This is a genomic window from Pseudobutyrivibrio ruminis AD2017, from assembly GCF_000424305.1.
In the GTDB taxonomy this organism is placed as follows: domain Bacteria; phylum Bacillota; class Clostridia; order Lachnospirales; family Lachnospiraceae; genus Pseudobutyrivibrio; species Pseudobutyrivibrio ruminis_B.
Genome location: NZ_AUJQ01000003.1, coordinates 77,120 through 99,174, shown reverse-complemented (window position 1 = coordinate 99,174; position 22,055 = coordinate 77,120). Strand labels below are relative to the sequence as shown.

Annotated in this window: 19 protein-coding genes; 1 reads left to right on the top strand and 18 read right to left on the bottom strand. The window is 40.5% G+C overall.

What is annotated here, in order from left to right; all coding sequences use genetic code 11:
• Window positions 1–17 precede the first annotated feature (17 nt).
• The 18 genes from G611_RS0100415 to G611_RS0100330 form a co-directional block, all read right to left on the bottom strand.
• Entirely contained in the window at window positions 18–842 is an 825-nt protein-coding gene (locus tag G611_RS0100415) for a DUF4422 domain-containing protein (protein ID WP_028241918.1), read from the bottom strand.
• Between the two features lie 6 nt (window positions 843–848).
• Window positions 849–986, bottom strand: coding sequence for a hypothetical protein (locus tag G611_RS15800; protein WP_196801515.1), 138 nt, complete (start codon window positions 984–986; stop codon window positions 849–851).
• A 65-nt stretch (window positions 987–1,051) separates the two neighbouring features.
• Window positions 1,052–2,110 (bottom strand): glycosyltransferase, encoded by a 1,059-nt coding sequence (locus G611_RS0100405; protein ID WP_196801514.1) that lies wholly within the window; start codon window positions 2,108–2,110, stop codon window positions 1,052–1,054.
• 81 nt (window positions 2,111–2,191) lie between these two features.
• Window positions 2,192–2,335 (bottom strand): FeoB-associated Cys-rich membrane protein, encoded by a 144-nt coding sequence (locus G611_RS13410; RefSeq protein ID WP_036947628.1) that lies wholly within the window; start codon window positions 2,333–2,335, stop codon window positions 2,192–2,194.
• A 55-nt stretch (window positions 2,336–2,390) separates the two neighbouring features.
• A complete protein-coding gene (feoB, locus tag G611_RS0100395) occupies window positions 2,391–4,766 on the bottom strand; it encodes a ferrous iron transporter B (protein WP_028241916.1) in 2,376 nt (791 codons plus the stop codon).
• A 15-nt stretch (window positions 4,767–4,781) separates the two neighbouring features.
• On the bottom strand, window positions 4,782–5,003 hold the full coding sequence (locus tag G611_RS0100390) for a FeoA family protein (RefSeq protein WP_028241915.1): 222 nt from the start codon (window positions 5,001–5,003) through the stop codon (window positions 4,782–4,784).
• A gap of 16 nt (window positions 5,004–5,019) precedes the next feature.
• Window positions 5,020–5,232 carry a FeoA family protein gene (locus tag G611_RS0100385; RefSeq protein WP_028241914.1) on the bottom strand — a complete coding sequence of 71 codons (213 nt, stop codon included), beginning with the start codon at window positions 5,230–5,232 and terminating at the stop codon, window positions 5,020–5,022.
• 175 nt (window positions 5,233–5,407) lie between these two features.
• Window positions 5,408–7,759 (bottom strand): ferrous iron transport protein B, encoded by a 2,352-nt coding sequence (gene feoB / locus G611_RS0100380; RefSeq protein ID WP_028241913.1) that lies wholly within the window; start codon window positions 7,757–7,759, stop codon window positions 5,408–5,410.
• Window position 7,760: 1 nt separating this feature from the next.
• Window positions 7,761–8,693: a carbamate kinase gene (gene arcC / locus G611_RS0100375; protein WP_028241912.1), complete on the bottom strand. Its 933-nt coding sequence runs from the start codon at window positions 8,691–8,693 to the stop codon at window positions 7,761–7,763.
• A 13-nt stretch (window positions 8,694–8,706) separates the two neighbouring features.
• Window positions 8,707–9,147, bottom strand: coding sequence for a VanZ family protein (locus tag G611_RS13405; protein ID WP_036947625.1), 441 nt, complete (start codon window positions 9,145–9,147; stop codon window positions 8,707–8,709).
• Window positions 9,148–9,239: 92 nt separating this feature from the next.
• Window positions 9,240–10,622 carry a S1C family serine protease gene (locus G611_RS0100365; protein WP_051194976.1) on the bottom strand — a complete coding sequence of 461 codons (1,383 nt, stop codon included), beginning with the start codon at window positions 10,620–10,622 and terminating at the stop codon, window positions 9,240–9,242.
• A 71-nt stretch (window positions 10,623–10,693) separates the two neighbouring features.
• A complete protein-coding gene (glmS, locus tag G611_RS0100360; protein WP_028241910.1) occupies window positions 10,694–12,526 on the bottom strand; it encodes a glutamine--fructose-6-phosphate transaminase (isomerizing) in 1,833 nt (610 codons plus the stop codon).
• A gap of 111 nt (window positions 12,527–12,637) precedes the next feature.
• Window positions 12,638–14,257, bottom strand: coding sequence for an LCP family protein (locus G611_RS13400; RefSeq protein ID WP_051194975.1), 1,620 nt, complete (start codon window positions 14,255–14,257; stop codon window positions 12,638–12,640).
• A 100-nt stretch (window positions 14,258–14,357) separates the two neighbouring features.
• Window positions 14,358–15,707, bottom strand: a complete 1,350-nt coding sequence (locus G611_RS0100350; protein WP_028241909.1) for a glycosyltransferase family 2 protein — start codon at window positions 15,705–15,707, stop codon at window positions 14,358–14,360.
• Window positions 15,707–17,131, bottom strand: coding sequence for a sugar transferase (locus G611_RS0100345; protein ID WP_028241908.1), 1,425 nt, complete (start codon window positions 17,129–17,131; stop codon window positions 15,707–15,709). Before G611_RS0100345 ends, G611_RS0100350 begins: the two co-directional genes overlap by 1 nt.
• 41 nt (window positions 17,132–17,172) lie before the next feature.
• Window positions 17,173–18,153 carry a glycosyltransferase family 2 protein gene (locus G611_RS0100340; protein WP_028241907.1) on the bottom strand — a complete coding sequence of 327 codons (981 nt, stop codon included), beginning with the start codon at window positions 18,151–18,153 and terminating at the stop codon, window positions 17,173–17,175.
• A gap of 2 nt (window positions 18,154–18,155) precedes the next feature.
• Window positions 18,156–20,006 (bottom strand): glycosyltransferase family 2 protein, encoded by a 1,851-nt coding sequence (locus G611_RS13395; protein WP_051194974.1) that lies wholly within the window; start codon window positions 20,004–20,006, stop codon window positions 18,156–18,158.
• The gene (locus G611_RS0100330; RefSeq protein ID WP_028241906.1) at window positions 19,999–20,994 is read right to left on the bottom strand and encodes a glycosyltransferase; all 996 of its coding nucleotides are present in this window, start codon (window positions 20,992–20,994) and stop codon (window positions 19,999–20,001) included. Before G611_RS0100330 ends, G611_RS13395 begins: the two co-directional genes overlap by 8 nt.
• Before the next feature lie 113 nt (window positions 20,995–21,107).
• On the opposite strand from G611_RS0100330, the gene G611_RS0100325 reads away from it, so the two are divergent.
• Window positions 21,108–22,043 (top strand): glycosyltransferase, encoded by a 936-nt coding sequence (locus G611_RS0100325; protein ID WP_028241905.1) that lies wholly within the window; start codon window positions 21,108–21,110, stop codon window positions 22,041–22,043.
• Window positions 22,044–22,055 lie beyond the last annotated feature (12 nt).

Here is a 22,055-nt window from a genome sequence, read left to right as displayed (position 1 = left end):
CATAGCTTTGTGTATTTTTACGCGCTCTTCGTATACTTCTTTCCGAAGAATTTAGCCTGAAGGAACCAAACGCCCTTCTTAACCCAATTGATTTTTTCAGTGTATGAAGCTGATACTTCCACAACACCATGTCCCTCATCGGCAGCCTTTAGTATCCAGACATTCATAAGAATTTCGGACACACGACCAAATAATCTGGCTTGGAAAGCTGAAAGATTAGATACGTCTATTCGTTCTTCAACTCCAGCAAGTAAGTTGAACAACCACTCACAGTAAGCATCAAACATGTCCTTTTTCATAATACACATGTTATACATGCTTCCGTTTGTCTTAGAATAAATGGTATCCAAATATTTCAAATCCTGTGGGTACAGCTTCGCCATAACCTCTCTGGTAATATCCAGATGGCTTCCATCCAATGTATGAGAATAATGGCTATACAAAGTCTCAATAAAGTATTTATTAGTCTTTGGAACCACTATATCGTTATCCTTCATTAAGTCGCTGATTTCTTCAGCTGAAAGGATGTTTTTGAATGGCTGATTATCGTCGCCTATATTCTTCTTAGAAGAAAAATAGCGTCTGTAGTGGCACAAGCCAACTACATCCGCCTTTATATTTTTCCAGATGTAATAAGTAGCTGTAAGCTCACAATAATATGGGTTCTTTTCAGAGATGTTAATACCTTCATCATCTCTTACAAGATTTCCTTCTCTGTCAATACCACATTCTTTATATGAAATACTGTCTTTACCCTTTGCTCCCACATGAATTGGCACATAGCAATCCTGCTCTGGTAGCAAGCAAGGTTTGTGAGCCGCTATAAAGATTTTTATATCCAAAACTAGTTAATCCTCTTCGCCATCTTCTTCATCGGCAATTGCTGCCGCTGCTCCTGAAACAGCCGATACAACTGCGATAACTGCTACGATGACAACTAATAAAATTAATGCAAAAAAGAAAATTAAAAAACCGCCTTCAGTCATAGTAAACCCTCCTTCTCACAACTAATTAAATTATAACCTACTGTATCTATAAAATCAAATCTGCACTAGCGTAGTTGCTTCGCCCTATTAAATATTCCTGGGAAGTGATGCTTGGTATACTCCATTATGCGAGCACGCTTAAGGGCAGTGCCAAACATTCCCTGAGCCAGAGGCTTATATAGGAATTTAAGTGTTTTAGAATCGTCAGGGAGATATTTCTTCATCTCTTGATAAAGCTCTGTTTCAGACTCAGCGTTGCACCATTTTAAAATATCATCGCACTTAATGCCGCTCTCGATTTGGCGAACCATAGCTGATTGAAAGCTCCTGAAATATATCTTAGAAAGAGTTCCAAGAGCTTCAAAGTCACATGTCTTCCACTGTTGCTGCTGGTCATAGATTCGCTGAACACGGATTTTCTGAAGCTTAAAATAATCATCAATAGCTCCACCTGTAAGGCGAGCCTGTCCCTGATTTCTATAATGATACAGAACGTCATTTAGCACTGTAAGAGATGTGGTGTAATCCAGGAAATCACAGTTAAACAGGATATCCTCCACATGCTTTATCTGTTGAAACTTAAGACTGTGCTCCTTAATAATGCTAGTCTTATAGCATTTATTCCATGGATAGCCAAGCATGGTGATAGCTTCCATCTGCATAGCCATCTTATGGATAGTAGCAGGATCCTTAGTGCTTACCATATCATCATCATAGTCCATCTGCTCTAGGCTGATGCATTTTCTATATTCAATCTTTCCTGATTCGTAATTACGATAATCCTCTGTGAAGCTATACACCAGCATATCCACCGGATTACGTTCCAACGCTGCTGCACACACTCTAAGAAGATTTCTCTCGTACAAATCATCAGGATCCAAAAACAGAATGTAGTCACCTGTGGCATGTTCTATACCTGTGTTGCGAGCCTCTGAAACGCCCTTATTGACGTCGTGTTTTACATAGTAAAATCTGTCGTCTCTTTGTGTGAAAGCCTTCGCTAATTCGCCAGAATTATCTGGTGAACAGTCATCTACGATGATGACTTCGAAGTTGTCGTAGGTCTGCATAGAGATGCATCCTAGCGCGTCGGTAATATAGTCGCCCACCCCATAAGTAGGCATTATCACGGAAAATTTAATATCCTCGCTCATATTTAAAATGATACCAAAAAGCCCCAGGTTATACAACCCAGGGCATTATACTTAGTGACAACCGCAGCTTCCGCCGCAGTGACCGCAGTCGCCGCCGCAGGCTGGATGTTCGCCACGTTTATGTGCCTTTACCATCGAGCGAATAATTGCGCCAACGATAACGGCTAGGATTAGAATTACTATTGCTGTTCCCATGATTATTACCCTCATCCGTCAGCTACGCTGACACCTTCCCCCAAAGGGGGAAGGCTTATTTATTGTACTTATCTTTACGAACTAATCCGTAGATTAGGCAGCAGATAGCTGCGAGTCCGAAGATTGTTCCGAATGTGAATCCTTCGCCTGTGAATACCTTACCTACCTGGTAGATGATAAGGCCGATTACCCATGCGAAGCCACACTGATATCCGATAGCTGTCCAGAACCACTTAGTGTTGTTCATCTCACGCTTGATTGCACCCATAGCTGCGAAGCAAGGAGCGCAAAGAAGGTTGAATGCGAGGAATGCCATACCAGATGCATCTGTAAATGCTGCACGCATTGTCTCGTAAACATCACCTGATGCACCGTAGATGATAGCAAGTGTACCAACGATGTTTTCCTTAGCAACAAGACCTGTGATAGAAGCAACTGTTGCTTCCCAATCGCCAAAGCCAAGTGGAAGGAAAATCCATGCAAGGCACTTACCAAGACCAGCAAGGATTGAATGATCAATCTGGTCTTCCTCAAGCATTGTAAATGCTCCATCAACAACACCGAAGAATGTACAGAACCAAACTACGATTGTTGAAAGTAAAATGATTGTACCAGCTTTTTTGATAAATGACCAGCCACGCTCCCACATGCTTCTAAGTACGTTACCTACTGTTGGCCAGTGGTATGCTGGAAGCTCCATAACGAATGGTGCTGGGTCGCCAGCGAAGAGCTTTGTCTTCTTAAGCATAATACCTGATACGATGATTGAGAAAATTCCAAGGAAGTAAGCTGTTGGTGCAACCCAAGCTGCTCCACCGAAGATAGCGCCTGCTACCATTGCGATGAATGGAAGCTTAGCTCCACATGGAATGAATGTTGTTGTCATGATTGTCATCTTACGGTCTCTATCATTTTCGATAGTACGTGATGCCATGATACCAGGAACACCACAACCTGTACCAATAAGCATTGGAATGAATGACTTACCTGAAAGACCAAACTTTCTGAAGATACGGTCCATGATGAATGCAACACGTGCCATGTAACCGCAAGCCTCAAGGAATGCAAGGAAGATGAAAAGTACAAGCATCTGTGGAACGAAACCAAGAACTGCACCAACACCTGCTACGATACCGTCAAGGATAAGTCCCTTAACCACATCGTTACATCCGATTGCATCAAGCCCAGTCTCGATGAATACTGGAATACCAGGAATCCATACGCCATAGTTTGCTGGATCTGGCTCTTCATTAGCCTCTACATAAGCTGCAGCTGCTGCATAATCATCAAGTGTAGCTGTCTCATATTCAACGGCTGCTGTTTCCTCATCCTCTACAGGATATTCGAAATCACCTGTAGGCTCTGTGCCGTTTTCTTCTACATATAAATCATATCCATCTACGATAAGCTGATTTGCTGTATATTCATCAGCTGCTTCAGTATAAGCCTTTGAGCCGATTGCAAATAAGTGCCATCCATCACCAAACACACCATCATTTGCCCAGTCTGTAGCATATGTACCAACTGTTGTAACTGATACAAAGTAAACTAAAAACATAACTACAGCGAAGATAGGAAGTGCAAGGAATCTGTTTGTAACAATCTGATCAATCTTATCAGATGTTGTCATTCCCTTTGAAGCCTTCTTTACACAAGCACCAATGATTGTGCCGATGTAATTGTATCTCTCCCCAGTGATGATTGATTCAGAATCATCATCTAACTCTTTCTCGCATGAAGCGATATCTTTTTCGATATGTGCGATAACGTCTGATGAAAGACCAAGCTTCTCCTGAATCTTTGTGTCGCGCTCGAATAACTTGATTGAATACCATCTCTGAAGATTTTCATCATCGATGTTATGTAAGCAAAGCTCTTCAATATGAGCAAGTGCATGTTCTACAGAACCATCAAATCTGTGCTTAGGTGACTGTGGCTTTGCTTCCTTACCAGCCTTCACTGCAGCCTCAACGATTTCCTTAAGACCTCTGTTCTTAAGAGCTGAAATTTGGATTACAGGAACGCCAATTTCCTCTGAAAGCTTGTTAGCATTAATCTTGTCACCGTTCTTTTCTACAACATCCATCATGTTGATAGCGATAACTACTGGAATACCAAGTTCTACAACCTGTGTTGTAAGATAAAGATTTCTTTCAAGGTTAGTACCATCGATTACATTGATGATTGCATCTGGCTTCTCATCGATAAGATAGTTACGTGATACAACCTCCTCTAATGTATATGGTGAAAGTGAATAGATACCTGGAAGGTCAACGATTGTTACTTCCTTATCACCTTTATATTTTCCTTCTTTGTACTCTACAGTAACACCTGGCCAGTTACCTACGAACTGGTTAGAGCCTGTAAGAGCATTGAATAATGTTGTTTTACCGCAGTTTGGGTTACCTGCTAGTGCAATACGAATTCCCACTTTATTCTCCTCCTTTTATTCTACTACTATCATTTCAGCATCAGCCTTACGTACTGAAAGCTCATAGCCTCTAACTGTAATCTCTACTGGATCTCCAAGAGGAGCGATTTTTCTAACGTAAATCTCTACACCTTTTGTAATTCCCATATCCATGATTCTGCGCTTTACTGCGCCTTCGCCGTTTAGCTTTGTTACATTGACTTTCTCGCCAACATTAACGTCCTTTAATGTCTTCATTGTTCTCTCCTTCTAACTAAACAAAAATTTTCTGAGCCAGCTGCTTATCAACAGCCACTCTTGACTCCTTTACGTTCACGATTAGGTTTCCACCTATTTCGTTAACAACTGTTACATGTCCGCCTGGCACGAAACCAAGCTCCTGAAGATGTCTTTTAACATCCTCATTACCACCAATTCGTTTAATCATTTGCTCTTCGCCTGTTGGCGCGACTACTAAAGGCATCATATATCACTTCCTTACCCGAGTTTCACATACTTAATATACGTTAGTATTCGCTAACGCATGTATAATTTATCATAAACTTACTTTTGTTTCAAGAGCCTAACCAAAGTTTTTTGTAAATAATCATTAAAAAAAGAGTCCCGCTTTTGCGGAACTCTCTAAAATTTAAAAATCAATATTAAGCTAATCCTATCAATAGTCCTATTGTATGAACTATAAATGCGCATATCCATGCAATCGCACACTGCCAAATCACTACACACACAGCCCACTTACGGCCCATCTCTCTTTTGATAGATGCAATAGCTGCCACGCATGGTGTATAAAGCAATGAGAATACTAGCAAGCAAAATGCTGTAAGGCTTGACATAGCTGCTGCAACTCCTGTAGTACCAAACAATACTTCAAGCACTGATACCACACTTTCCTTTGCCATAAATCCTGAAATAAGTGAGGTACAGATTCTCCAATCTCCCAATCCTATTGGCTTGAATAATGGTGCAAGTCCTCCTGCAATAAGTGCAAGGATGCTGTCCTTCTGGTCTGCCACAAGATTAAGATGAGTATCAAAGCTCTGCAATACCCATACGATAACTGTTGCAAGGAAGATTACTGTAAATGCTCTCTGCAAGAAATCCTTTGCCTTTTCCCAAAGAAGCTGAATTACGTTTCTTGCGCTTGGCAATCTGTAGTTTGGAAGCTCCATAACAAATGGAACAGCCTCACCCTTGAATCTAACCTTTTTAAAGAACAATGCTGCAAGCACTCCAAGGAATATCCCAAGGAAATACAACACAGTGATTACTAGCCATCCATTCTCTGGGAAGAATGCTGCTACGAAGAATGTGTATATTGGAAGCTTTGCTGTACAGCTCATAAATGGTGTAAGAAGAATTGTCATCTTACGGTCCCTGTCACTAGGCAATGTACGTGTAGACATTACCGCTGGAACTGTACATCCAAATCCAATCAAAAGTGGCACGATGCTTCGACCTGAAAGACCGATTCTTCTAAGCATCTTATCCATGAAAAATGCTACTCTGGCAATATAACCACTGTCCTCCAAAATAGATAGGAAGAAGAACATGGTGATGATGATTGGAAGGAAGCTAAGCACTCCTCCAACACCTTCAAATATACCGCCTATAATCAGCTCGTGAACTGTGACGTTTACGTTTGCCATAGTAAGAGCCTTATCTGTAATATCTGTAAGGAATGCTATCCCTTCTTCAAGCAATCCCTGCAGCCATGCGCCAATAACATTAAATGTAAGGAAGAACACCATGGCCATTACACAGATGAAAATAGGAATAGCTGTGTACTTTCCTGTAAGCCATTTATCAATACGCTGGCTGCGGATGTGCTCCTTGCTTTCCTTCGGCTTGATAATACATTCCTTGCAAACCTTATCTATAAATGCGAAACGCATATCTGCCATGGCAGCGCTTCTATCAAGACCTCTTTCCTTTTCCATCTGCTTTGTGATGTGCTCTAAGGTCTCGATTTCGTTTTCATCTAAATCCAGCTTCTTAATAATCTGCGCGTCATTTTCAATGGCCTTGCTGGCTGCGAATCTGACTGGAATATCAGAACGCTTTGCGTGGTCCTCCATCAGATGAATAACGCCGTGGATGCATCTGTGAACTGCACCGCCGTTATCGTTCTCGTCGCAGAAATCATCTACCTGAGGTCTTTCCTGATACTGAGCCACATGCATTGCGTGAGCTACAAGCTCGTCGATACCTTCGTTCTTAGCTGCAGAAATAGGAACTACTGGAACACCTAACATTTTTTCCATTCTGTTGATATCTACAGATCCGCCGTTACCTCTAAGCTCATCCATCATATTAAGAGCAACAACCATAGGGATGTTAAGCTCCAATAGCTGCATAGTCAGATACAGATTTCGCTCTATATTTGTAGCATCAACAATGTTGATGATAGCCCTTGGCTTTTCGTGTAAAACAAAGTCTCGGCTGACAAGCTCCTCGTTAGAATATGGTGACATGGAATAGATTCCTGGAAGGTCTGTGATGCAGGTATTATCCTTGCCTCGAATAGCGCCATCTTTTCTATCTACTGTAACGCCAGGGAAGTTTCCTACATGCTGATTAGAACCAGTAAGCTGATTGAAAAGAGTAGTCTTACCACAGTTCTGGTTACCCACAAGTGCGAATGTAAGCTGTGTTCCCTTTGGAAGCGGTTCGCCATCACCCTTAAGATGATATTTGCCTTCCTCGCCAAGACCAGGGTGGGCGATGTCATGCTTGTTTGCCTCCACTGATATCTCTTCGTCCTTGATGTTCTCCACTAATGTTGCATCTATTTTTTCTGCATCGGCTAGTCTAAGAGTAAGCTCGTAACCGTGGATTCTAAGTTCCATTGGGTCTCCCATTGGGGCCAGTCTGACAAGAGTTACCTCCACACCTGGAATTACTCCCATATCTAAGAAATGCTGTCTGAGGGCTCCCTCGCCCCCGACAGCATCTATTCTAGCTGTTTGTCCAATCTGTAAATCTCTGATTGTCATATTACTTTCCTATCATTGTACCAGTCTGTCCGCCTACTGCGTTGCCAGCATCTGACAGCTTGGTTATTAATACCTTTCTAATGGCTGAATCGCCAATATAATCGATAGCAGCCTGAATCTTTGGAGCCATATCTGTTGCACCAAATTCTCCAGCCTCTAACATCTTTTTTGCATCTGCAACTGATATGTAATCAAGTGGCTCTTCGTCAGCCTTGCCAAAGTTCTTACATACCTTTGTAACTGATGTAAGGATAACTAACATATCTGCATTAAGCTCTGCTGCAAGTAAGCCTGCTGCTGTATCCTTTTCTACTACTGCTGATGCGCCCTTAAGCTTGTTGTCCTGAGTAAGCACTGGGATTCCACCACCGCCTGCTGCAATAACAACCTGGTCTGCATCGCAGAGTGCTTTGATTGCATCTATTTCTACAATCTCCATTGGCTTTGGTGCAGCCACGATTCTGCGATAGCCACCCTCAACCTGAACTGTATGATTGCCCTTGGCTTCCTCACGCTCAGCCTCTTCAGCAGTCATAGTTCTTCCTATTATTTTTGTTGGTTTATAGAAAGCTTCATCATATGGGTCTACAGTAACCTGTGTAAGAATAGTTGAAACTGGTTTATAAATACCTCTGCCTACAAGCTCTGAGCGAATGGCCTGCTGTAAATCGTAACCGATGTAGCCCTGACTCATTGCAGAACAAACTGACATTGGTGTAGATGTGTATTCTGGATGATTCTGATAGAACTCAGAAAATGCTGTGTGAATCATTCCAACCTGTGGTCCATTACTGTGAGTAATAACAACCTGATAATCCTGTCCGATAAACTCAGCAACAGCTACAGCTGTACGCTTTGTTGCGTTCCACTGCTCTAACACTGTTGTACCAAGTGCGTCATGTCCAAGTGCAATAACTATTCTTTTCTTTCCCATGTGATGCCTCCCTTTAATAGCGTCTGCCTTTTTTATTATTAATAATTGCAAGAACGATAAGTGTGCCTAAGGCAACTCCTGCAAAATCAATCCACATATCTCTTATTTCACCAGAACGACCTTCTACAAATAACTGAATAGTTTCGTCTATAAAGCAAACAAATAAACCTGAAAAAAGAGGATTTAAGAATCTCTCCCATATTCCACGTAAATAAGTAGAAAATTCCATGCACAGCAATACACCCAAAATCAGATATTCTGTAAAATGAGCTGCCTTTCTAACTATAAACATGCCATTTTCATTTTCTGCAAGAAATGGTAGTACTTTGCTAAGTATCGCTAGAAACTTACCACTTTCTCCCTCTGAAACTACTGCCGGCTGCATGCTGTGTCCCCATATCACACAAATCCATGCAACAATTAATATTCCTATTATAATCTTTTTCTTATTCATACCCCGTATTCTACCATAATCAGCCCTATTCGTAAAACGATTACAGTTAAAAAGAGCCAACATTGAATGTTGGCTCTTCGTATATACGATTATTATTGTACTGAATCAATCTTGTGTGTAAGTGTAACCTTAATTGTCTCTTCCTTGTAGTCTTTGCTAGCCTTAGCGACCTTAACTTCTACTGTTGATCCAGCAGGTAAATACTTCATGATGTTGTTAAGTGTATTAACAGATGTTACCTTACGTCCGTTGAATGCTGTGATTACATCCTCTGTTTCAATACCTGCTTGTTCTGCACCAGAACCTTCAACAACCTGAGCTACATATACACCAATAGGTACATTGTACTGTTCTGACATTTCTTTTGTAATATCTCTACCTGCAATACCAAGATAAGATGCCTCAAGCTCTGATACTACATCGTTATCAACCATCTGCTGGATGATATTCCAAGCGTAAGAGATAGGAATAGCATATCCCATACCTTCAACGCTTTCCTCTGCAAGCTTAGCAGATACGATACCGATTACTTCGCCCTTAGCGTTAAGTAATGCACCACCTGAGTTACCAGGGTTAACTGCTGCGTTTGTCTGAATAAGGCTGTTTGTAACAACGTTTCCATCATCATCTGTAATAGAAACCTCACGGTCCTTAGCGGAAATGATACCGTTAGTAACTGATGTACCATAGCCCATGGCATTACCAATTACGATTGTAGCTTCACCTACAACTGTGGAATCTGAATCGCCAAGTGTAGCAACCTTTATTTCTGATAATGTATCTTCCTTGATGTCCTTGATAGCTACTGATACAACTGCAAGATCACAAGAAGAATCTGTTCCCTTGATAGTGCCTTCAACAGCTTCACCATCATTGAATGTGATAGTAAGTGTCTCTGCTCCGCTAACTACGTGATTGTTAGTAGCGATGTAGATGTTATCCTCATCCTGTGAAACGATGATACCAGAACCTGCTGAAGTAGTAGGCTGCTGCATTGTTCCAAAGAATGTTCTGTATTCCTTAAGTCCTGCATTTGTAACCTGTACAATTGCTGGCAACACATTGTCAACTATTGTGGAAACATCAGTTGTAACTGTAGTTGAAGTAGTAGTTGCTGTTGTTGATGAAGGAATCTTTTCCTTGCTTGATTTTGTTTCAGTCTTTGTTTCAGTGATTTGAGTAGCATCCTTATTGATGAACCTGTTAGAAACTGTCACTACAGACTGAAATGAAATACCAGCAACAAGCCCGAATACTAATGCTATGGCAGCTGTCTTACCAAGCTTTGCGCCAAAGCCAGATGACTTCTTAGGCTTTTTGTTCTTTTTTCCATCATCGTAAGGGGACCACTGATAATATGATTCGCCCTGGTTAATTTGGTCTTTCTTATAAGAGTAAGCTCCATTTGTAGTAGAGCTGTTTGTCTCGTTGTCCCCCGAATTGTTTGTACCGTTGTTTGAATAAAAATCGCTCATAAACTCGCCTCCATTGATTTTTCATTTCATGAACGTAGAATAATCCCGAAATGTGACAAACAGGTGACGGTTTATTCAACAGTAACTGATTTTGCTAAGTTTCTTGGATGATCAACATCAAATCCCTTACCTACAGATACATAGTAACCAAATAACTGTAGTGGAATGATTGCAAGTGAGTTAGTGAAGTATCTGTTAGTCTGTGGGATGTACATTACGTAATCTGCCACTTCTTCGATATCCTCGTGTCCTACTGTTGTAACAGCAAGGATGAATGCTCCACGAGTCTTGCATTCTACTATGTTTGAAACTGTCTTAGGGTAGATGTTGTCCTGTGTAGCTACTGCTGCAACAAGTGTACCATCTTCGATAAGAGAGATAGTTCCGTGCTTTAATTCGCCTGCTGCGTATGCCTCTGAGTGGATGTATGAAATCTCCTTAAGCTTAAGTGAGCCTTCCATAGAGATAGCATAATCAATACCACGACCGATGAAGAATACATCCTTTGCAGCAACGAAACGGTTGGCAAATCTCTGGATACGTTCCTTATTTCCAAGAAGCATTTCAATCTGCTCTGGAAGCTTCTTTAAATCAGAGATAAGAGACTTCATCTCATCTGCTGAAAGAAGGCCTCTAACATCTGCAAACTTCATAGCAAGAAGATAGAATGCGATAAGCTGTGCACTGTAAGCCTTTGTTGTAGCAACTGAAATCTCTGGGCCTGCCCATGTGTACATAACCTTTTCAGCCTCACGTGCAATAGATGAACCTACTACGTTAACGATAGCAAGTGTCATGTTACCCATAGCGCGTGCCATTCTAACTGCTTCCTTTGTATCAGCTGTCTCACCTGACTGTGAAACTGCGATAACAAGCTCGTTCTCCTGAAGAATTGGATTACGATATCTAAATTCTGAAGCGATGTCTACCTCTACAGGGATACGTGCCATCTCTTCAAATACATACTTAGCTGTAACACCTGTGTGATAAGCCGAACCGCAGGCAACGATTCTGATACGTGAGATTGCTTTGATCTCTTCATCAGACATGCCAAGCTCTTCAATATCAACAGTGTCGTTCTTGATACGTGGATTAAGAGTATCACGAACAGTCTTAGGCTCCTCGTGGATTTCCTTAATCATGAAGTGGTCGTAACCACCCTTTTCTGCTGCATCAACATCCCAATCAATTGTCTTAGATTCCTTTTCGATTGGCTGACCATCTACATCGAAGAATTCGATTTCGTTCTCTGAAAGACGAGCAATTTCTTCGTTCTCGATGAAGTAAACCTCACGAGTGTACTTAAGAACAGCTGGAACATCAGAAGCAATAAGATTGCCATCCTTTCCAAGACCTACGATAAGTGGGCTGTCCTTACGAACTGAATAAATCTGATCTGGGTAATCAGCGAAAATGATACCAAGGGCATAAGCACCCTCAACACGGTGCATAACCTTTGTTACACATGTAAGAGGATCATTGCCTGCCTTGTAATAGTAATCAAGAAGGTGTGCAACTACCTCTGTGTCTGTTTCAGATTTGAAATTATATCCACGCTTAATAAGCTTATCCTTAAGCTTGGCGTAGTTTTCGATAATACCGTTGTGAACAACAGCAATAGTCTCATCCTCGTTAAGATGTGGATGAGCGTTTGTCTCGCTAGGCTCACCGTGTGTAGCCCAACGTGTATGACCAATACCGATAGTACCCTGCATTGTAGCACCATCGTGAGTCTTTTCACTAAGAAGACGAAGACGCCCCTTAGCCTTTTCATATTCAATCTTGCTACCATCATATACAGCCATTCCTGCTGAATCGTAGCCTCTATATTCTAGCTTACTAAGTCCATCCAAAAGTATAGGCGCTGCCTGTGATTTACCTACGTAACCTACTATTCCACACATATTAAAATTCCTTTCTTCGCATAATAAGCGTTATCATTTTACTACTATTTTGCATAAAAGTAAAATGAGGACTGGCCCAACGGTCAATCCTCATTGATTACCTAGTTATTATTACTCTTTTTTATCTTCTGAACCCGATGACATATCTGGGGTCTGATTAATTTCAGCGCTAGATTCTGTACATCCTGTTTCATTTACGATGTGTTCACTGATTACATCAACAACATCATCCGTCGTATCGTAATTCTCCTGCTCATATAAGAACTGATGGAGTGTTGAAACATTTGTTGATAGAGTACATGGAACAACAACACTACCGGTCTTTTTGCTAGGAGTCTTTGTTGTAAGTGCAAATGGGAAGCCAGTTGAATTAGTAACCTCGTAATCCTTAACTGCTGTAGCCATACCGATACACTGACCTAAGCTTAAGCTTGTTGAAATCTCTGGGAATACATCATTACAAATATCATTAAGCTGTTTAAGGTTAGCTTTCTTTGCCTTTTCAACAATAAGCTTAATTACCTTACGCTGATTCTCAGCACGGCCGTAATCGTTATCTACTGCATATCTGTTACGGCAGTAACCAACTACCTGTGCACCATTCATGTGATATACACCTGGCTTATCGAAGTAGCAGTCGTTTCTATCCCAGTATTCCTTCTTGTCAGGATAATACTTAAGGACGTTTTCAACCTCAGCAATGTAACCTGCAAGTGCGTTCTGACCAGTTTCTTTATTGTTTGTATCAATCATCTTCTGAGTAACCTCAAGGTCAAGTCCACCTAAATCGTCAACAACCTTTGCAACTGCGTAAAAGTCAACTGATACGTAACCTGAAATATTTAAGTCAAGGTTCTTGTTAAGCATTTCGATAGCTGTTTCAACACCACCGTGGTTGTATGCGTAGTTACATTTTCTGTAAGTGTTATCTGCAACCTCTAAGTAAGTATCACGCTGTACTGATACCATCTTAACTTCCTTAGTATCATTATTAATAGAAACAAGGATGATTGTATCTGAGTTACCACTGTCAAGGTTACCGTTTGAACGGTTATCTACACCGAACAATGCTAAGGTTGTATATTTACTAAGAACTTCCTTTGTCTCTTCATCAAGGTTTTCGTTTTCAAGCTCTGACATGTTGATGTTGTCCCAATTAACCTTACCGAACTTGCTCCAGAAGAAGAATATGATAAGAATTACAAGAAGTACTGCAATTTCTACAACGAAAATTGTGCGCTTCATTTTTTTCTTCTTTGCGTTCTTTCCTGTTGGTCTTCTGTTGCCTGAACGAGTCTGTGCTGCTCGTGTGTTTCTTGCGTCTTTAGAATCTCTAGAGCTCTTAGCGTTTCTAGAGGCTGGCTTCTTGTGATTAGCTGAACCAGAACGACTGCTTGAACGGCTAGCGGATGCTCTGTGGGCGCTACTTGATGCTGAACGTCTAGCTGGCATATCGTCCTCCTCAATTCCATATTGTGAGCCGTAACCATCGTATAATTCTATTTCATCATCTAAATCCATAGAATATCTTGGACGGCTGCTGTATTCATCTCTGTTTACTGGTCTTCTCTGTGGGTTATGGCTGCCTGTTGGTCTGCCAGATGGTCTAGCACCTGCTGGACGACTACCGGCTGGGCGGCTCCCCACTGGACGACCTGATGGTCTATTTGTTGGTCTACGACGGCCAGAGCTATCTCTACCTCTTAAGTCGTAATCTTCGAAATTACTCATTAACTGAATGTCTCCAATCTTAAGTTTTATTTCCTTAATATGCCTTCAAATTAATGGAAGCAATAGTCTATGCTAGGATACTCTAATCATCCTACCGTTGTCAAGATTGTGTTCCTGGAAGTACATAATTTTCCATACCTATAGGGAGGTTTTTATTGTAAAACAAATCCCCTTTTTCAAGGTATTCGCCATGCTTTTCCATGATTAGCTGATGATTATCTGTTGGTGTTTCAACCACCCTATTTTTCCATCTGGCTATAACCTGTGGAAGCACTATTATTCTGTATCCTCTTTTTCTTGCCCTCAGGCAAAAATCAAACATTGCATCCTGGCCTGTCAGCCTGGTATCGAAGCCCCTAAGCATTCGATATACCTTGGCATCTATCAGGCAACAGCCGCAATCTACCACCGAAACATCACGGGGCATATTGCCTATTCCATCATAGCCCCCTCTAAAAACGCTTTGCCCGTGGAACGCTGGGTACCATGCACCGTCTGTATCGTATATATATCCGATGTTATCTAGTGTCAAACCTCTATCTATAAACCTTGCTCCAACCACAGCAACATCTGGCTGACATAGATATGAATACATTTTCTTTACGTTATTTCTAGTGTACAACCTTACATTTTCATCTCTTAAGAACATGTAATCTCCCGAAAATCTTCTGAAGGTTGAATTATCATAATCTAAATGCCATTTTTTCAGTGAGTTATCTATACTGCCTTCGCAGATAACTCCATTTTGTCTTAGGTATGATATTGCAAGTGCCATATGCTCCTTGCAATAGAAGTTAGCAGCTTTTCTTTCTTCTTTGTTAAGCGCCTTCTCGCTGGTTCTCTTGTGATAAAGAAGAGATGGCACGTGCTCTATAGGCTCGTTTTTAAATACAGCTCTTAATATAAATTCATAAAGAGTGGATGTTACTGCCTTTTCATTAAACTCGCCTAGTCTTCTATAAAGAGATTTAGAAATGCAGACAAAATCTCCTATATAATTCATCTGAAGAAAAAGCTCTTTATTAAAATCTGGTTTGAAGTGAGGATTTTTCCTGTCGAGACCAATAAGTTCATCATGGTCTGAATAGATAATGCACTCCTTATTTTCCAGGGAATCTAATTTCTCATTTAAAGAACTGAGAGTGTTTCCACTGAGTCGGTCGTGCTGTCCAAGATAGACCAGATAATCCCCCTCCGCAAAATGGGCGCCTATGTTATAAGCATAGGACATCCCATTTTTCTTTTTCAGCCTTCGATAGTGAACCTTATCTACGATATCAGGGAAGAACTCCTTGATAGTCACTTCAATGGCGTTAGAAGGATTATTGTCTAAAATATATAATTCGAATTCACGATATTCCTGTTCATCAATGGACTCAAGACAATCCTTGAACTGATTCATGTCTGTCTCGTCTGTCCATATCACTAGCGAAAAATATGTTTCTGCCACTATTTCGAACCCTTTCCCCCAAATACAACAGCTACGGTCTTAAAAAGGATTTTGATATCTAATCCTAAAGACCAATTAGATATATACTGCGTATCAAGCGCTACCACCTGCTCAAAATCCTTGATGTCGCTTCGTCCGCTGACTTGCCACATTCCTGTAAGGCCAGGCTTAATAGAAAGTCTTGCCTTATGATGGAGCGCATAATTTTCGTATTCATCCTCAAGAGGTGGTCTAGTACCAACTAAGGACATATCACCAACCAAAACATTTAAAAACTGAGGCAATTCGTCTATTGAATACTTTCTCATGAAATGTCCAATTGGAATGATTCTAGGGTCATTATCCATTTTGAACATATTTCCATGTATTTCATTTTTTTCCATGAGTTCTTTTTTACGTTCCTCAGCGTCCACATACATGGTTCTGAATTTGTAAAATTTGAACTTGCGACCGTTTCTTCCTATTCTGGTTTGTGTGAAGAACACTGGTCCTTTTGATTGTATCTTTATAATTGGAGCAAAAATGATAAAGGCAATAATTGTAAAAAATAAGCCAACCAATGCTCCAAGTATATCCATCACTCTTTTAACAAATGCCTGCCTGTTGCTGGCTATGTGCATACTTGTGGTAAGAACGATGTATTCTCCGTATGTTTCCATTATACGATTTGGCATAAGATTACTGGTCTTTACAAGTGGCATGTGAACTGTAAGCCCCTGCTCCACTAACCTTCCAGCAAGAGTTTCTTCACTGGCTCTTGTATTGCCATCCAAGAACACTTCGTCTACGACGCTGGTTCTAAGATATTCAAATAATGTGTCCGCATTGGCCACCACAGGGATGCCCTGAATCTGCTGACCTGTCATGTCCTTGTCCACAACAGTTACCCCTACTACCTTATATTCAGGATATGGGCTAAGTGCGATTTCTCTCAGGCACTGCTCTACGTTTGTGGATTCAGCCACAACTATCATAGCTGTCTTGTTGATATCTTTTAGCTTCCTGCGACGGATAACACGTTTCCAGCCTACTCTGAAAATGTATGTGATTATAATCATGCCTGCCACAAAAATTCCAAGGGCTGTTCTTGAATACATGAACGATGTTTTAGTGATGTACATGTAAATAAGAACTCCTAGGAAATTCAAGGCAACATGCCATATGGTAGACATTAATTCTTCATATTTAGTTCTACGTAAAATGCCCTTATAGGTTTCAGTAAAAAATACCCCAGTTAAATCAATGAAAGGCAATATCTTAACCAAATTCTGGTACCCGCTAAACCATTCGAATTTGTCCAAAAAGATAATGCTTCCATTGAATCTTATCATTACAGCGATAAAGAGTGCTAGTTCCGCAGCTAGCAAATCCCAAATGACAAAATCCAGGTGCTTAACCCAAGAGCGTTTTTTCTTTTTATACAACGCTTATTCCCCCTATGTATTCCCCAATACTTTCTTCTCTATTATAGATTATTGTCGTTTTTATATCCATCATTATTCTTCACACCATCATAATCCATTTTTCTAGTGTGATATTCGATGTCTTCTAATATCTTACGGTTCTTTGCAAGCAAATCTCCGATAAGTGCAATCATAAGACTGATGAATCCCATGATAAGAAGTGTACAGCCTAAAATCAGTGACTGGATGTGTCCTGCTGAGTTGCCCATTGCAACGAAAACAAGGAATCTAATGATAACACCAAGTCCTACAACGAAAGGCAAAATAGCGAGTGCGCTAAATGTCTTTAAAGGCTGGTACATAAGGTACGCTCTAATGATTGTAACCATAGACTTTTTAACATATCCCATCATGCTATTGAAAAGTCTTGATGGACGAAGCTCTCCGTTTGTTCTGATAGGAACGCTTGTCTGAGCGATTCGGTTTCTACCTGCCTGAACGATAGTTTCAAGTGTGTATGTGTAATCGTTTGTAACGTTGATTCGCATAGCTGCATCTCTTGAATATGCTCTGAATCCGCTTGGCGCATCAGGGATATCAGAGTTGCTGGCCTTTTGAACTACCCAGCTACCAAGATGCTGAAGCTTTTTCTTAAGTGGCGAGAAGTGCTCTGTTGCATCGATAGGACGCGCACCGATTACTATGTCGGATTTGCCTTCTAGGATTGGGCGAACTAAAAGCTCAATATCATCTGCCACATACTGATTATCTGCATCCGTATTTACGATAATATCTGCACCGTTTCTAAGGCATGCATCAAGTCCTGCCATAAATCCGTATGCAAGTCCCTTGTTACGACGGAAGTTAACTACGTAGTTTACGCCCCATTTCTTGGCAACCTCTACAGTGTTATCTTTACTTCCATCATTGATAATTAAATATTCGATTTCATCGATTCCATCTATATGCTTTGGCAAATCGTTAAGTGCGATTTCAAGTGTTTCAGCTTCGTTATAGCATGGAATTTGTATGATAAGTTTCATATCTACTCCTTAGTTTTAAATGAATAATCAAATTTTGTAAGTGAAAGGTTTGGATTGTAGTAAGGATCTCCTTTGCTATAATAATCCTTCCACTTAGTCATGAAATATTTTGTTTCAGCATCCATTCTGGCTTTTTTATCTGGGTCCTCATGGTCAAGTCCACGACTGACAGATTCCAAATGGTACCACTCTGAAAACGGTGTGTAAACAACCAGCTTGTTTTTACTTCTAAGCTTTAGGCAGTAGTCTACATCGTTAAATGCTACAGCTAATCCTTCATCAAAACCGCCTACATCGTTATAGCAAGCGCGCTTTGTAAGAAGGCATGCCCCTGTGACTGCTGATAAATCCTGAACACAGGTGCTTCTGTAGAAGTATCCTACCTGCTCTCTGCCACTGCCCAAGAACTGCGAATTAGCAACTCCGCCAAGTCCTATGATAAGGCCTGCATGCTGTACAGTGTTGTTACCGTAATAAAGTCTTGAACCAACTGCACCAACATCTTCTCTTCTGATGAAGCCCATCATTTCTGTGATAGCGTCATTATTAATCATGCGTGTGTCATTGTTAAGAAGGAGAATATATTCTCCAAATGCATGCTGCACTCCGTAATTAACAAGAGCTGAGAAATTGAAGCTTCCCTTTTCTGTTGGGTGTGATTTTGTATAATCACAAACTCTTGCACTAATATCGTTTCTCTTCTCAAGCTCGTTGTAATATTCACGTAAGCTTGGATCAGAAGAGTTGTTTTCCACAATAACAAATTCGTAATTTGGATAAGTGGTCTTTTCAATGATGCTATCGATACACTGTCTTAAATCATCCAGGTGATTCATGTTTGGAATGATGATAGAAAGAAGTGGTGTATCAGGCCATTCATAAATAGTTCTGTAATATCCTAGATGAGTATCAAGCTCAACTCTGGCTGGAATTCCAAGACGCTTGTAGTGATTTTCTACAGCACGTCTACCGTTTTCGTAGGCGTACATTTTAGCCTCTGGGTGATCCGCTGTGGAATCAGGATGGCATCTCCAGTGATAAAGCACTCTTGGAATGTGATAGATATTTGAGCACTTTTCAAGAACTCTTAAATCAAAATCGTGATCCTGAGCGCCGTCGAATTCTGATAAGATTCCACCGCTTTGCTTTGCAATGTCAGCTCTAACTATAAACAGATGAGTGATGTAATTATGTGAGCAAAGCAAATCAATATTAAAATCTGACTTGAAATGTGGAAGGAAATACTGCTTGCCCTCCATGTCGATTTTGTCTTCGTCTGAATAGATTGCTTCTATTGTTCTGTCATTATTCAAAGCCTCGGCAATGTAGTACATGGCATCTGCTGTGATTAAATCATCGTGATCAGTAAATCCGATATAATCGCCTGTAGCAAGTTCCATGGCTGCATTAGTGTTGCCTGCTATTCCTGTGTTGTCAGTAAGCTTTTTGTAAACTATTCTGTCATCCCATTTGCCACCTGTTGTAGCCTTGATGATATCGTAAAGTCCTTCCTTCGGGCTGCCATCGCCAAGACATAACTGCCAATGTGGATATGTCTGATTTTCGAAGGATTCGATCAGTTCTCTCAAGAACTTTTCCTTTGTGTTGTATAACGGAATTACGATACTGATTACTGGGTTATAATCGAATACTGTATTTCGCTGTCTTTCTAATTCTTCCTCTGAAATAGGGTTTTCCTTGAGGAAGCGTCTGTAGCTGTAGTGCTCCTGGTCGTGTCCCATAAGCTTTCTGATGGTTTTGGCTACAGTTCTTTTCACTCCGTAGTGCTGTAGATATAGCACACCCTTTTCGATTTTATTAGTTGGTTGTTTGTAATCTCTTATCTCACTCATAATCAAAATAATCCTTTATGGCTGCTGCCAGCGCTTTAGGATTTCCCATTTCTACAAAAATATGTTTATCGTCTTTTTCAAATAGCTCGTGGTTGGCCATGCCATCACCAAGAATCATTGGCTTTGACATTGCTTCGTAAATGTAGGCCTTGCCTGGAATGGTGCGCTTTGCCTTCATAATATCACCTGAGAAATGTCCTGCTAAGCACAAATCAGCTGAAGCGATATGCTTTGCTAAATCCTCCTGTGTGAGCCAATCGATGTAGGTAACATTTGGCTGGAGGGGCTTGTGCATTTTATCAGATATAGGGCCGATAATTTCAAAGTTGATTCGGTCATCATCTGCAAATTCCTTAAGAGCATCTAAAATTACATCTACCCCCTGAAGGTTCAGGATTGAGCCAAAGTACAAAACCTTTTTCCTAGAATCGGTTTGCCCTTCTTGCTTTGCCACATCCATTGGATGATAGATGGCCTCGTTAGCATGCAAATAGTAAACAAATAGCCTGTCTATTGCCACGCCAAATTCCTCTGAAAAGAACTGGCCATGGGCCTTGGTATCACACACGATTGCATCTGCCTGCTTAAGGGTAGCTTCGTCCAGCTTATGGCAAAGCTTTGATACGATGCCACCGTCCTTAAACTTCTTTCTATCCAAAACCATGGTGTCGTACACGGATATAAAGAAATCTATAACCAGCTGCTTTTGCTTAAGCTTGTTCTTAAAAAACGGAACAACAAGCTGTGGTGCAAAGCCAACAAAGGTTACATCGATATCCTCCATAGACTGACCTAAAATCTGCTTCCATACATGCATCAATCTCTTAGGGTAGCTCTTGCTTTTGCTTCCGATTACAGTTACGCCTAAAGCATTAGCTTTTAAGAAATCGATTTCCTGTGTAACCCTTATATAATCAAGGTTTTTAGTTGTTATATATAAAACTTGCTTGCCATCAAAATCAGATGACAGGGTTTCAAATTTATCCATCGTTTTTCCTTTAAAACACAGTTTGTACTTAGTATAGCACAAACCGTCAATCCTTGCATTGCCTATGGTATTGATTTAGAATAGTTTTAAATAACTTTAGTTGGAAGGATATTATGGCAACTATAGCAATCGTAATGTCTACCTATAATGGGCAGACTTTTTTAAAGGAACAAATAAACAGTATCCTGGGGCAGAGCTTTTCTGATTTTACCCTGTACATCAGGGATGACGGATCATCAGATGATACTGTTTCCATAATAGAAGAAATGGCATCTTCTGATTCTAGAATCATTATGGTTAAGGATAATGGCAGTGCTTCAAACAAAAACGTAGGCTTTGGAGCAAGCTTTTCATCTGCTGCATCATTTGCTCTTAAGAATGATGCCGATTTTAGTTATCTGGCATTTTGTGATCAGGATGATGTTTGGGAAGCAGATAAGCTTAAGGCTGCTATGGATAAGCTTTCAGGCGTAGCCTCAGATACCCCTGCTTTATACGCATCTAATTATTATATTTGCGACGAAAATCTTAATATAAATGGAATATTTTCCGATACTGATCCTATGGTTGGTGTCACCTTCCAAAACATGTTTTTTGAAGGTGTCTTCCCTGGATTTACTCTTGTAATCAACAGACATCTTGCCGAGCTTTCATTCTTAAATGATTGTTCAAAGGATATTTACTATCACGATAAATGGGTGTCACTTATTGCACTGGGTCTTGGCGGCAATATCATTTTCGATACCACTCCACTTGCAAAATACAGACGCCATTCTTCTGCGGCATCATCAACAAATCTTGGTGTTATTGCCAAAATCAAATGGAGAATTGACACTGTCTTAAATGGTGATTTTTGCCCACGCACTAAGCTGATGCTTAAAAGCTTTACACAGCTTTTTTCAGATTCAGTGGATTCACAGATAAAGCATTTCCTTCAGATTTTTACCTCAGACAAAAAGTATAAAAAGCTTTTCTATTCTAAACACCTAAGACGCAGCGCTACTGGCGAAATTCTTCTTAGAATAATCATATTACTTGGAAAGCTTTAATAAAAACAGGAC